This window comes from Glutamicibacter sp. MOO4 (genome assembly GCF_056934395.1).
The window spans coordinates 1,718,439-1,731,562 of the sequence record NZ_CM167800.1 but is presented as its reverse complement, the minus strand read 5'-3'; the positions used below and the strand labels follow the sequence as shown (position 1 = coordinate 1,731,562).

The 13,124-nt window shown below is 56.8% G+C and carries 12 protein-coding genes; 8 read left to right on the top strand and 4 right to left on the bottom strand.

Annotated features, from left to right (window positions below; genetic code table 11):
• Positions 1-178 precede the first annotated feature (178 nt).
• From AC1Z3F_RS07985 to AC1Z3F_RS07970, 4 genes are all read right to left on the bottom strand, one after another.
• Complete coding sequence (locus AC1Z3F_RS07985; RefSeq protein ID WP_131088630.1) at positions 179-1,630, bottom strand: RNB domain-containing ribonuclease; 1,452 nt, start codon at positions 1,628-1,630, stop codon at positions 179-181.
• 121 nt (positions 1,631-1,751) lie between these two features.
• Positions 1,752-1,973 carry a DUF3107 domain-containing protein gene (locus tag AC1Z3F_RS07980; protein WP_131088629.1) on the bottom strand — a complete coding sequence of 74 codons (222 nt, stop codon included), beginning with the start codon at positions 1,971-1,973 and terminating at the stop codon, positions 1,752-1,754.
• A 64-nt stretch (positions 1,974-2,037) separates the two neighbouring features.
• Positions 2,038-2,661, bottom strand: coding sequence for a TetR/AcrR family transcriptional regulator (locus tag AC1Z3F_RS07975; protein WP_131088628.1), 624 nt, complete (start codon positions 2,659-2,661; stop codon positions 2,038-2,040).
• 137 nt (positions 2,662-2,798) lie between these two features.
• Positions 2,799-4,139, bottom strand: a complete 1,341-nt coding sequence (locus tag AC1Z3F_RS07970; protein WP_131088627.1) for a glutamyl-tRNA reductase — start codon at positions 4,137-4,139, stop codon at positions 2,799-2,801.
• A gap of 146 nt (positions 4,140-4,285) precedes the next feature.
• Here AC1Z3F_RS07970 and hemE point away from each other — a divergent pair, with 146 nt between their 5' ends.
• From hemE to hemL, 8 genes are all read left to right on the top strand, one after another.
• On the top strand, positions 4,286-5,341 hold the full coding sequence (gene hemE / locus AC1Z3F_RS07965) for a uroporphyrinogen decarboxylase (protein ID WP_131088626.1): 1,056 nt from the start codon (positions 4,286-4,288) through the stop codon (positions 5,339-5,341).
• A 97-nt stretch (positions 5,342-5,438) separates the two neighbouring features.
• Positions 5,439-6,995, top strand: a complete 1,557-nt coding sequence (gene hemG, locus AC1Z3F_RS07960; protein ID WP_165477280.1) for a protoporphyrinogen oxidase — start codon at positions 5,439-5,441, stop codon at positions 6,993-6,995.
• A gap of 97 nt (positions 6,996-7,092) precedes the next feature.
• Positions 7,093-7,779: a hydrogen peroxide-dependent heme synthase gene (gene hemQ, locus AC1Z3F_RS07955; protein WP_131089795.1), complete on the top strand. Its 687-nt coding sequence runs from the start codon at positions 7,093-7,095 to the stop codon at positions 7,777-7,779.
• Positions 7,776-8,981 carry a ferrochelatase gene (locus AC1Z3F_RS07950; protein ID WP_131088624.1) on the top strand — a complete coding sequence of 402 codons (1,206 nt, stop codon included), beginning with the start codon at positions 7,776-7,778 and terminating at the stop codon, positions 8,979-8,981. Before hemQ ends, AC1Z3F_RS07950 begins: the two co-directional genes overlap by 4 nt.
• Positions 8,978-9,952: a hydroxymethylbilane synthase gene (gene hemC, locus AC1Z3F_RS07945; protein WP_131088623.1), complete on the top strand. Its 975-nt coding sequence runs from the start codon at positions 8,978-8,980 to the stop codon at positions 9,950-9,952. Before AC1Z3F_RS07950 ends, hemC begins: the two co-directional genes overlap by 4 nt.
• A gap of 10 nt (positions 9,953-9,962) precedes the next feature.
• A complete protein-coding gene (locus tag AC1Z3F_RS07940; protein ID WP_131088622.1) occupies positions 9,963-10,781 on the top strand; it encodes a uroporphyrinogen-III synthase in 819 nt (272 codons plus the stop codon).
• A 20-nt stretch (positions 10,782-10,801) separates the two neighbouring features.
• Positions 10,802-11,785 carry a porphobilinogen synthase gene (gene hemB, locus AC1Z3F_RS07935; RefSeq protein ID WP_262197365.1) on the top strand — a complete coding sequence of 328 codons (984 nt, stop codon included), beginning with the start codon at positions 10,802-10,804 and terminating at the stop codon, positions 11,783-11,785.
• A 5-nt stretch (positions 11,786-11,790) separates the two neighbouring features.
• On the top strand, positions 11,791-13,098 hold the full coding sequence (gene hemL / locus AC1Z3F_RS07930; RefSeq protein ID WP_262197366.1) for a glutamate-1-semialdehyde 2,1-aminomutase: 1,308 nt from the start codon (positions 11,791-11,793) through the stop codon (positions 13,096-13,098).
• The last annotated feature ends 26 nt before the right edge of the window (positions 13,099-13,124 follow it).

Below are 13,124 nucleotides of genomic sequence, written 5' to 3'. Positions count from 1 at the left end.
TGCTGTGCTATTCCAGCGGAGCCGATCGCGTCGTTTCGCTTAGGAGAATCTCATTCACCTAGGGAATGGTGACCGCTGGGAAGCCACCAAGATACTGTTTTATTTCTCAGCCCATTGCGATCGGGCATCCTATTTTCTAATAGCCCAAGCATAACGGGTTCTAGTCAAAAACCTTGGGTTAGGAGTTTTGGGCCACGATTTCAAAGCTAATCTTTCGCTGTGTGGGATCAGCCTGGATCAACTTTGCGGTGACCAAAGTTCCCGGTTCGCCGTCTCCGGTGAAACTACCGGTGACCGGCAATTGCACTAGCTGTAGTTGTCCTTCGGCAGATTTCCCTTCGCCGCCGCGTGCACTTTGCACCACGATGGCTTGGAATTCTTCTCCAATACGGTTTTGTAGAAGTACTGCTTCCATCAGATCCAGCGCAGCCTTGTTGACCTTGTTGGCCGAAGCGGAGCTTGATTGCATCAGTTCTGGAAGCTGGTCCAGAGCGGTTTTCAGCTCATCAGGAATGCTCTGATTTGAGGTCAGCAAGCTGCAGGTGAGCAGTACAAAGCGGTCCACCAAGCGTCGCAGCGGTGCGGTGGTATGTGCGTAGGGCGCAGCCAAAGCGGCCTGAACGAGGTCGGTTTCGGGCTGACCATTAATAACTTGGTAGTCGGCCCCACGGAACAGTGATGCTGCGCGGTGCATAATCACCAGTTGTTGTGGGTCGCTGACATCTAGGGTGTGCAGGTATTGGCCATAGCTGATGCTCTGATCCCATGGATGACCTAGGAGCTGGGTTTGTGTGCGGAAGTCCGCTAACGCTTTGTCCTCGGGGGCAGACATGGTGCGAAGGATTCCGACGCCGGCATCGAGCATCAGCCGGGCTGCGGCAATGCCAGTCAACAAGGAGATCTGGGCGTTGTGATCTTCCAAAGGCAGAGGAACTCGGCTCACCAGCTTGTAGCCATCGTCCGTCGCCTCGACTTCTTGATCAGGCAGGGTCAGTGATGCGCCGCCGCGTAGCTGTTCCTGCTTGGTGCGCAGGGCGCCAATTTCGGCCAGTAACTCTAGCTGTTCGTTCCCGGAAGATTCGTCGAGGCTCTTTTGGGCGGAAACGTAGTCCAACTGCGCGCGGGATCTGATGCGTACCCGGCTCAGCTCAATCTCGCCAAGCGCGCCCTGAGTATCAAGGGTTATTCTCCAGTGGAAGGCGGGGCGAACCTGATCAGGTAATAATGAGCCTTGATCTTCAGAGATCAATGGTGGATGCAAAGAGATCTTACGGTGAGGAAGATAGTAAGTCTGTCCACGTTGGCGTGCTACCTCATCGAGCTTGCTGCCCAATTTAACAAACGCCGGTACATCCGCGATGGCATAGTTCACCACGTAGCCAGCTTCGTTCTTTTCCAGATACATTGCCTGGTCTAGATCCGTGGCACCTTCGGGGTCGATGGTGAAAAATGGCATGTCGGTGGCGTCGCGCTCTGGCAGTTCCAAGTCGGCCACGGCCGTCTCGGCTGCAGTGAGTGTCTGCTGATCAAAGGGCGCGGGAACTTCAAACTCGGTTTCAATTCCGAGCAACAGCTCGGCCAAGTCTTTGGTCGGTACTGGACGTGGGCTGCGGATACGTGGTTGAGTCACCCCTTAGCATTATCACAACACAGTGAACTAAGACACTATTTCGAAAAAAATGGCCGGTGTCCCGTCAACGGGAAACCAGCCATTCTTCGACAGGCGTCAAGCGCCTTGAATAATTTGTGTTCTACTGACCGAAGCCGACGCGGCGAACTTCTTCTGGGCCGATCTCAACGTAAGCGATGCCAGCAGAAGGCAGCAAAACCTCGCGGCCCTTTGGATCCTTAAGTGCCAAGACGGTGCCATCGGCGATGGCCTTAGCGACCTGCTCGTTCACTTCTGCGTTGCTGAGCTCGGATTCAAGTACAACTTCGCGGGCTACATTCTGAATGCCAATGCGGATTTCCATGATTGTCGCTGATCCTCTCAAACGATTTAGGTGTCCCGTATGGGTCCTCTGAAGACTAATTTAGCTAGTTTTCTTTGGGGAACTGTGAAATTCCGCGCCAAGCTAAACGCGAGATGAGATCTACGGCGGTTTCTTGGTCCACCGCATCATCGGTGGAAGCCCAATAACGAGCAGAAACTTGCGATAGGCCAGCCAGGGCTCGACCGGCAAGCAGGCCTTCAGCCTCGCTCATGTCGGTGTCCTGCACAACAACGCGGGCGATAGACGCAGCGAGCTTATTGTTGAAGCGTTCGATACGTCCGGCAATCAGCTGATCAGACAATACATCGGATTCAAAAATGAGACGGTAGGCCTGAGATTCGCCCTTGATGTAGCTGTAGTACGTGTTGATGGTGGCAAACACGCGCTGACGGTTATCGGTGGTGGAGCTGATGGCTTCTTCGAGCTTCTTGCTGAAGTCGGCTAAGTGAGAATCCAACAAAGCTAGGTAGAGCTCGCGCTTACCGGGGAAGTGTTGGTACAGCACTGGTTTGGATACGAGTGCCACTTCAGCGATTTCGTCCATGGAAGCGCCATGGTAACCGTGGGCAACAAAAACTTGATGGGCGGCCTGCAATAGCTGTCGGCGCCGTGCTTCACGGGGCATCCGCTGGGAGCGGGCACCTTTGCTATTTTCAAGTTCCGTCATGTCGAATCCGGCCTTTCCAGCTGCTGCGCGATGCACCGCCGATTCAATCTGGAAATTGAGCGCAGTGATCTACTTGGAAGTAGTATTCCATGCTTTGACTTGGAATGCAGAACTGTAAATCAAGAAACGAGGATTAATTATGCGGATTTTGATTCTTCGGTGACCGGGCAACTCGCAACCGGGCTCGCGGTACTTCGGACCGGCGGTACCTCAGCCAGTGGACTAACCTGTGGCTCGGATAGCTCTAATCCGTACAGGGTCTCCAACGCTGAGACGTATTCGTCGGTGCGTCCTTCGCCAGCTAATTCGCGGGCTCGTACGGTCGGAACATGCAGAAGCTGGCGGACCATACGACGCATTGCCATCTCTACTTCTTCAGCAGCTGCAGTACAACCATGCTGTGCGCGAACCTTGGCGATTTCCTGATCAAGGACGGCCTTGGTGTGCTGGCGCAGGGCCACAATCGCGAAATCTGCTTCACGCTCACGCTGAGCTGTAGCAAATTCGGTCGTGGCTTTCTTTACGATGCGACTAGCGGCGTGTACAGCCATAGCCTGCTCGGTGGGAGCAGCCATGCGGACCGATTCAAGGGTAATCAGTTCTGCGTCTGCCAGCTCAACCAAAGTTGGATCAAAGTCATGAGTTAGAGCCATGTCGATAGCGATCAACGGATGGTTTTTCACACGTAATGTTTCTAGCTCTGCACGCGAGATCTGGTGTCCGCCACCGGAACAACCAACAATCACGTCGGCTTCACGCAGTGCCTGGGGCAGAAGTTCATCGCTGAGCGGGAATCCTCCACGCTTAGCCGTGAAGTCAGCGGCACGGCCCGAATGCGAGTAAACAGAAACGCGCTTAACGCCACGTTCCTTCAGTAGAGCCATGGTTGCTCCGGCGTATGAACCGGTGCCGAAAAGCACAACGTCCTGTTCGGACCAATCGCGATCTCCGGACATCAGCTCTTCAGCTAGATCCAGTGCCACCGATACTACGGACTTGCCCTGAGTTCCCAGATCCGTATTCGAGCCGACATCCTTGGCTGCTCGGGTTGCGTTCTGGAACAAGCGGTTGAGGTTGCTTGTGGTGGTCTTTTCGGTTTGCGCTTGGGTCAGCGCTCGACGCACCTGGCCGGCAATTTCGCGTTCGCCAACAACGGCCGAGTCCAAGCCAGCGCCCACGGAGAAGAGGTGCTCAATGACCGGTTCACCTTCCAAGCTGGTCAGGTGGCGGGCCAAGAAGTCGGGGGAGAGGCTAGTGCTTTCTGCCAGTGCGTTCACCAGGTGATCGGTGGCGTCATCCACGTGGGATACGTCCGCATACACCTCGAAACGGTTGCAGGTTGCTAGAACGACGGCACCATTGATGGCCGCCGAACCGTTAACGGAGGCAGCTGCCAGCCCGTCGGCCGAAGCGCTAATTTGCGCGACGGTCTCAAGATCGAGCTGCGAATGCGAAGCGACAAGAGATAAGAAAACCACAGTGTCCCCAGAATAGGACGGAACGACCGAGCAAACAACGCAGGCGTGCCTAAATCGGGCCCTTTGGGTGGGTTAGGTTGCTCACCTTCGGCTGCTTGCGGACCTCCCGAATGGGCTTTAATCTCAAGACTTGGCAGAATTAGAGTATGACCCTGTCGCAGAACCATCCGATGCTCGATGGACGTACCCAAGATTCCGCTTTGATCCAAGCTTTGACGGGCAAAACTCCGTCGCACCATCCAGTGTGGTTCATGCGCCAAGCGGGGCGTTCCCTGCCGGAATACCTGAAGTTGCGTGAAGGCGTGAGCATGCTTGATTCATGCCTGGACCCAGCAATGGCCAGCGAAATCACCCTGCAACCGGTACGCCGACACAAGGTTGACGCCGGAATCTTCTTCTCCGATATTGTCATCCCACTGCGCTTGGCTGGAATCGGTGTAGACATCGTGCCAGGCGTTGGCCCGGTACTAGATACTCCTATCCGCACCGCGGAACAGGTCGCAGCACTTCCAGAACTCACCGAAGAGTCCTTGGAACCAATTCGTGAAGCTGTGCGCCTGACCGTTGCTGAATTAGGCTCCACGCCATTGATCGGTTTTGCCGGCGCACCATTTACCGTGGCCGCCTACATGGTTGAAGGCAAGCCAAGCCGCGACCACTTGGGTCCACGCACCATGATGCATTCAGAACCAGAAGTGTGGGAAGGACTCATGCGTTGGGCTGCCGACGCTTCAGGCAAGTTCTTGCGTGCACAGGTTGAAGCCGGGGCTTCTGCGGCTCAGCTATTTGATTCGTGGGCAGGTTCCTTGTCATTGCCTGACTATGAAAAGTTCGTCGCGCCTTATTCGTCGCAGGCTTTGGATTTCGTTCGTGACTTGGGTGTGCCATTGATTCACTTCGGCACCGGCACCGGGGAACTGCTAAGCGCTATGCGCGATATTGGCGTTGACACCGTGGGCGTGGATTACCGCATTCCACTGGATACCGCGATCGAACGGTTGGGCCAAGGCGTTTCGGTTCAGGGCAATATCGACCCTGCACTGCTGACCGCTCCATGGGAAGTGCTTGAAGCGCACGTGCGTGAAGTTGTTGAAGCTGGAAAGCAGGCCCGTGGACACGTAGTGAACCTGGGCCATGGTGTTCCGCCAACTACGGATCCAACTGTGCTGAGCAAAGTGGTAGAGCTCATTCACTCGCTGTAATTCAACGGGTCTAAGCTGGGAGTAGTGCCTTGGGCTTGTGCGTAATCCCGGTCCAAGGCAACCGCTTCAATGTGTGAAGGTAGAAGGTGCTAAGTACGTGAGCAAGGAATCATCGCCAGCTTCTGTAGAGCGTTCAGAGATCTCTTCGCAGTCGCCTGCCCACGCTTTGCGGTTGCTAGAAAAAGTACGCAAAGCCAATGAAACCCGACATAACAAACGCACTGCCACCGATGAGGCTAAGCCGAAGGCAGCACACGCGGTAGTTATCGGCGGTGGCATCGCAGGCCTGGTCGCTGCCCGAGATCTTCGTCAAACCGGATACGCAGTTACCGTCTTAGAAGCCAATGACAGCTTTGGCGGCAGCATGCGAACCACCGACGTAGCCGGACTGAAAATTGATGCCGGCGCAGAATCCTTTGCGGTACGTCAGGGTACGGTTGCCGCCTACCTAGATGAATTGGACCTGAGTGAAAAAATCGCTCAGACCTCGGGCCAGTCAGCCTGGTTGATTCAGGGGGACGAGCAAGAGATCGTGGCACACCCAATGCCTGCCACTGCCCTACTTGGCATCCCTGCGGATGTACGCACCGATGCTGTGCGCAACATTATTGGTCGCGCCGGCACAGTCCGTGCGGCTGCTGACCTGATCACGCCAATGAGCAAAAAGTGGGCTACCCAAAAACTTTCAGTGGCTGAAGTAGTGCGCACCCGTATGGGGCAAGCGGTTTTGGACCTGCTGGTCTCGCCGGTGATTAATGGCGTGTACTCCACCGACCCGGCTCAGATCTCTATTGACGCTGCCGCCCCTGGCCTGCGCCAAGCGATGCAGGAAACCGGATCGTTGGCCCGCGCGGTAGCTAAATTGCAGGCTTCAGCTCCTGCAGGTTCACGCGTGGGCGGACTTGAGGGTGGAATGTTTACCCTCGTTGAGTCACTCGTGAAGCAACTAGAAGACTCCGGGGCAACACTGGTTCGTAATTCGCCAGTCACTGCCGTCAGTTACGACGCTCATGCCCAGATCCCCTATACGGTAACTAGCCTTGGCCAAGAAATTCAGGCAGAGCGGGTCGTCATTGCCACACCGGCTGCACCTGCCTTAGAGCTGATTAACCCGCTGCTGGCTTCCGAGGCACAAATTAGTGCTGAGGACACGTCCAATTCCATTGCGCTAGCAATTTTGGTGGTGGACAAGCCTGAACTGGATGATGCACCGCGTGGTTCGGGAGTGCTGGTCAATAAGAACGCTCCACTGACCGCCAAAGCGCTGACCCATTCCACTGCGAAGTGGCCTTGGCTCGCAAATGAAGCTGGCCCTGGAACCCACGTGGTTCGACTGTCCTTCGGTCGTATCGGTGAGTCTGAGCCAGTGGTTGAATCCGGAAATGACGAAGCATTGATCGAGTTAGCTATCAAAGACGCTTCAAAGATTCTCGGTGTTCAATTGCATCGGGATGATGTCTTAGGAAGTTTCGTCTCGCGCTTCAGCGACATGGTGCCTTTGCAAGGTGAAGCCGCAGTGCAGCGTCGAGTCGACCTTGAACAAGCGCTGGCACCATTGGTCGGGCTTGATGTGGTTGGTGCCTGGATTTCCGGTACGGGCCTAGCCCGAGTGATCTCTCAAGCACGCCGCGCGGTGGCCATCAGCGCCCGCTAAGACTTCAGCAAGAATTTTGGATTCATCATCCATGAAAAGATCCGCAGAACAAGGAGAACATCACGTGAGCAACGCACCCGAGCACAATTCGCCCGTCATGAACGAACGCACGAATGCGGGAGAAAACCCAACTTTCTTCTACACGCTCTGGACCATCTTTAAGCGTTCCGAAATCGTTGAGCGCAGCGAAGGCGCAGCAACCGAGTTTGATGCGCTGATCGCAGAGCTGGCCACCGAAGGTGCCATCGTGCGAGGCATCTACGACGTCTCGGCCATGCGCGAAGACGCTGACATCATGGTGTGGGTCCACGGCCCATCTGCCGAGCTGCTTCAGGCTTCGCTGCGCAAGATCCGTCGCTCCGCGCTGCTGGAAGGCACAAAAATTGTGTACTCCACCATGGCTGTGCACCGCGAAGCAGAATTTGCTAAGAACCACTCTCCAGCTTTCGCCCGCGGCATCCGCGCCAAGGAATGGATGACGGTTTACCCGTTTGTTCGTTCCACCGACTGGTACACCATGGACCCAGCCGAACGTGGCAAAATGCTTCGTGACCACGGCATCCTAGGCCGCGAATTCCCTAACGTTCTGGCCAACACCGTCGCTGCGTTCTCCTTCGGTGACTACGAGTGGCAGATTTGCCTCGAAGCCGATGACATGATCGACCTTGTCGATATGATGCGTCACCTGCGCTACACCGAAGCCCGTCACCACGTACGTGAAGAAACCCCGTTCTACACCGGACGGAAGATCTCTGCTGCCGACGTGCTTGAGGTATTAAAGTGAGCCAGAGTTTTGATCCGCGCCAGGGATTCGACCAGAACGGTCAGATGATTCCTAAAGCGTATGATGCTTTGCTACTCGCCTCCTTTGGTGGGCCAGAAGGCCAAGACGATGTGCTGCCATTTTTGCGCAACGTCACCGGAGGCCGAGGTATCCCGGATGAACGCCTTGAAGAGGTGGCAGTTCACTACCGCAAAAATGGTGGTGTCTCACCGATCAACGGACAAAACCGTGAGTTGAAGGCCGCGCTGGAAGCCGAGCTGGCATCCCGTGGCATCAACCTGCCGGTGTACTGGGGTAACCGTAACTGGCACCCGTTTGTAAACGACACCTTGCAACAGCTGGCCGACGATGGTCACCGCAAAGTTCTGATGCTCGGCACCGGCGCCTACTCAGGGTACTCGGCCTGCCGACAGTACCGCGAAGACCTTGGCATGGGGCTGCTGGCCACGGGCCTAGACGGCGTGGTTGAAGTTGATAAGATCCGTCAGTTCTTTGATACTCCCGCTTTTGTTGAGCCTTTTGTTCAGAGCTTGCGGATTTCTTTGGCTAAGGTTCAGGCCCAGCTTGCTGAGGCTGGAAAAACTGACAAGCCAGTGAAGATCGTTTTTGTCACCCACTCCATTCCGATGGGGGATGCGCAGGCTGCTGGTCCGAAAGAAATTCGCGAAGCAAACAGCGAAAATCTCTACACCGCGCAGCACCGGGCCGTCGCGCAGTACATTCTTTCCCAGGTTGAAGAAGCCAAGGGATTGGACTACTCGTTGGTGTACCAGTCTCGTTCGGGTGCGCCGCACATGCCGTGGCTGGAACCGGATATCAATGACGCACTGGAAGAGGATGCTGCTGCCGGTGTCGGCGGTGTTGTTGTTGTACCGATCGGGTTTATCTCTGATCATATGGAAGTGCTTTGGGATCTAGATACCGAAGCCAAGGACACCTGCGCTCAGCTGGGTCTGGCCTTTGATCGTGTGGCCACCCCGGGTACCCAGCAACCTTTTGTTTCCGGTTTGGTTGACCTGATTGAAGAGCGTCTGCTCGGCGAAGATGGCAAGGCACGCCGGGCTGGTCGTGCCTCGGTGGTTCAGGGCGGTCCATGGTTTGATGTCTGCCGCCCAGGCTGCTGCGAAAAGCGGGCCTTGGACGGAACGCTGCGGCCAACTATTGCCGCCGTTGACTCTGAAGTTGGAGTGCCACAATCATGAGCGAATCGTTCCGAGTAGGTACTCGCGGTAGTGCGTTGGCCACCACCCAGACCGGTTGGGCTGCGCAGAAGCTCGCCGAAATTTCTGGTCTTGAAGTGCAGACCGTTCTGGTGAAAACCGAGGGTGACGTAGTGACCGGATCGCTGGCAACCCTTGGTGGTACCGGCGTCTTTGCCGCCGCTTTGCGCCAACGTCTACTGGATTCCGGATGCGACCTAGCCGTCCACTCACTCAAGGACTTGCCGACAGCGCAACCTGAAGGCTTGGTTCTGGCCTGCATCCCGGCCCGTGAAGATGTTCGAGACGCACTGTGCTCCCATGACTCACTGGGCTTGGATGATTTGCCGCAGGGCGCCAAGGTAGGCACCGGTTCTCCACGCCGAGCAGCCCAGCTCTTGGCCTACCGTAGCGACCTGCAGATTGTTGATATCCGCGGTAACGTCCCTACCCGTTTGGGTCGGGTCAAAGGCATCGGCGAGACCTTGGATGACGGCAGCGTTGGCCGAAGCACCCAGGGTGATTTGGATGCGGTCATTTTGGCCGCCGCCGGAATGCGTCGACTCGGGCTGGAAAGCTACATCACCGAGTACCTAGATCCCTCGATCATGTTGCCTGCCCCGGGCCAGGGTGCTTTGGCACTGGAAGTGCGTACCACCGGTAGCGGCCACCAAGCCTTGGATCAGGCCCTGGAATCATTTGATGATCTTCATACCCGAATGCAGGTTGTCGCCGAACGTTCCTTGCTTTCCACGCTAGAAGCAGGATGCGCCGCACCCATTGGCGCGCTGGCGCAGGTGGATGGTGCCGAGCTGGTGCTCGAAGCGGTGGCCTGCAACCCCGATGGATCTGAAGTGATGCGCCGTAGCGCTCGTACTTCCGCCGACTCCATCAACTCCGCTGTGCAGCTTGGCCGAGACCTGGCCGAATCCATGATTGCTGACGGCGCTGCCGTCGTTGCCGGTTTGGCCTGAACACCCGCTCATGACCTATCACGCCCTAATCCTGCGTAACCCGGCACGAGCCGAAGCTACGGTGCAGGAATTTGACCAGCTGGGTATCGCTTCGTGGTGTGCCCAGCTGATCGATACTATCTGGCCAACAGATCGTACGGAGCTAGTGCGCATGAGCGAGCAACTGCTTGCCGGTAAGTATCAGTGGTTGGTTGTTACCAGCCTGAATACGGTGCGAGTTGTTGATCAATTGATCGGGGAGCAGCGCTTACCGGCAAGTCTGCGTATCGCTTCGGTGGGTGAAAAAACCAGCCTTGCCATTAGCGAGCTCTGGGGGCGAGAAGTAGATTTTCAGCCCACACTGCAGTCAGCGGCAGGGATGCGAGACGAATGGCAGCCTGAAACTGATGCACACCTGTGCTACCCGCATGGGGACTTGGCCAGCCCCACCTTGGCGGACGCGCTTGCCTTGCTACCAGTGAGCGTGGATGAATTTGAAGCCTACCGCAGCGTCGCCGCGGGCAGCGGGGGAGTACCGGTAGATTCATCGGTGCCTACCCAGTCGCTGAATATTCTGCAGGCTGAGGCGATCAGTGAGAAACTGGAACTGATGGATCTGGTCGTTTTCTCGGCTCCCTCGGTGGCAAAACGCTTCGCAGAACTTGTTGCTGGCCCGCTGCCGCAAAGGATGCGAACCATTGCCATCGGTCAGCCCACGGCCAAGGCTATGGCCCGAGCATCCATCCCGGTGCATGCGATCGCCACCCAGCCGACCCCGCGTGGCCTAGCCGACGCGGCCAAAGATTTGCTGCTGCTCAACGGTACGACCGAAGCTGCAGATAGTAAGTAGTCAAGACAGAAAGTAGAGCTATGGGTTTCCCTGAGCACCGTCCTCGCCGATTGCGGCAGAATCCAGCCATGCGCCGTTTGGTGGCTGAAAATGAGCTGTCCGCTCGACAGCTGATTTTGCCAGCCTTCGTTCGTGAAGGATTTAGCAAGCCAAACGAAATCAGCTCCATGCCCGGCGTTGTTCAGCACTCCATGGACTCGCTGAAGGCTGCTGCCAATGACGCGGCAGAACGCGGCCTGGGTGGAATTATGCTCTTTGGCATCCCTGAAGAACGCGACGAAACCGGATCTGCCGGAATCGACCCCCAGGGGATCTTGAATCAGGGTATTGCTGCGGTCCGCGCCGAGGTTGGCGACGAACTATTGGTCATGTCCGATGTGTGCCTAGATGAGTTCACCTCGCACGGCCACTGTGGTGTCCTTGATGCCAATGGCCAGGTGGACAACGATGCAACGTTGGACATTTACGCGCAGATGGCCCTGGCGCAGGCCGAGGCCGGTGCCCACATTTTGGCTCCATCGGGCATGATGGACGGTCAGATCGGTGTGATCCGCCAGGCCCTTGATCTAGCCGGACGCCAGGACATCGCACTGTTGGCTTACAGCGCCAAGTACGCCAGCGCTTTTTACGGTCCATTCCGTGAAGCCGTAGACTCCCAGCTGGTTGGTGATCGCCGTACTTACCAGATGGACAGCGCCAACCGAAGCGAAGCCGTCATCGAGGCAGAGCTGGACATCGCCGAGGGCGCTGACATGATCATGGTCAAGCCAGCCATGAGCTACCTGGATATCGTGCGCGATATTGCAGATTTCTCCCCAGTGCCGGTTTCCGCTTACCAAATTTCCGGTGAGTACGCGATGATCGAAGCTGCCGCTGCCAATGGCTGGATCGATCGCAAGGGCGCCGTTCTTGAGTCTTTGCTTTCCATCAAGCGTGCCGGTGCCCAACAGATTCTCACATACTACGCAGCCGAAGTTGCCGGCTGGCTTAAGGAAGGTAAGTAAGACTGATGTCTAACTCAGAACAGCTCTTCGCCGAGGCCCGCGAGGTCATGCCTGGTGGCGTGAACTCGCCAGTACGTGCCTTCGGTTCAGTCGGCGGCATTCCACCATTTATGGTTGGCGCCAAGGGCGCTTACCTCACCGATGCTGATGGCAAGGAATATGTTGACCTGGTCTGCTCGTGGGGTCCAGCCTTGCTCGGCCACTCGCACCCAGAAATCCAAGCTGCGGTACACGCTGCCGTTGATCGTGGTCTGTCCTTTGGCGCGTCCACCCCGGATGAGGCCAAGCTCGGTCAACTGATCAAGTCACGGATGGGCGGTGTAGACCGTGTACGCATGGTTTCTACCGGCACCGAGGCCACCATGACCGCAGTTCGTTTGGCCCGTGGCTACACAGGTCGTGACCTGATCATCAAGTTCTCCGGTTGTTACCACGGACACCTGGACGGCCTGCTGGCTGATGCAGGTTCCGGACTGGCTACCTTGGCATTGCCAGGTTCCGCTGGGGTTACCGCGGCCACCGCTGCAGAAACCCTGGTGCTGCCATACAACGATCGCACCGCCATTGAAGCTGCGTTCGCCGAGCATGGTGCCAATATCGCTGCGGTCATTACCGAATCAGCTCCATGCAACATGGGTGTGGTGACCCCTGAAGAGGGCTTCAACAAGTTCCTGAAGGAAACCACCGCCAAGCATGGCGCACTGCTCATCGTTGATGAAGTGCTCACCGGTTTCCGTGCTTCTTCCTCGGGCTACTGGGGCTTGACCGGAAAGGTCGAGGGCTGGACCGCAGACCTCTACACCTTCGGTAAGGTCATCGGCGGTGGCCTTCCTACCGCTGCGCTCGGCGGTCGTGCCGACGTCATGGACTACTTGGCGCCACTGGGTCCGGTGTACCAGGCTGGCACGCTCTCGGGCAACCCTGTAGCTATGGCTGCTGGTATTGCGCAGTTGAGCAATGCGACCGAAGAGGTCTACGCGCACCTGACCAAGCAGTCTGATGCGTTGCAGGCAGCTATCACCGAGGCATTCAACGCCGAGGGCCTGAACCACTCGATCCAGCGTGCCGGTACGTTGTTCTCGGTTGCGTTCGGCACGGCCGAAAACGGCGTGCACAACTACGCTGACGCACAGGGTCAGGAAGTCTTCCGCTACGCGCCGTTCTTCCACTCCATGCTGGACTCAGGCGTTTACCTGCCACCAAGTGTCTTCGAAGCATGGTTCGTCTCGGCAGCTCACGATGATGCTGCAATGGAGAAGATCTTTGCAGCCCTTCCAGCAGCAGCCAAGGCTGCTGCCGCGGCGAAGGCCTAAACAAGAGTAATAGAGCCCGGGGGCAG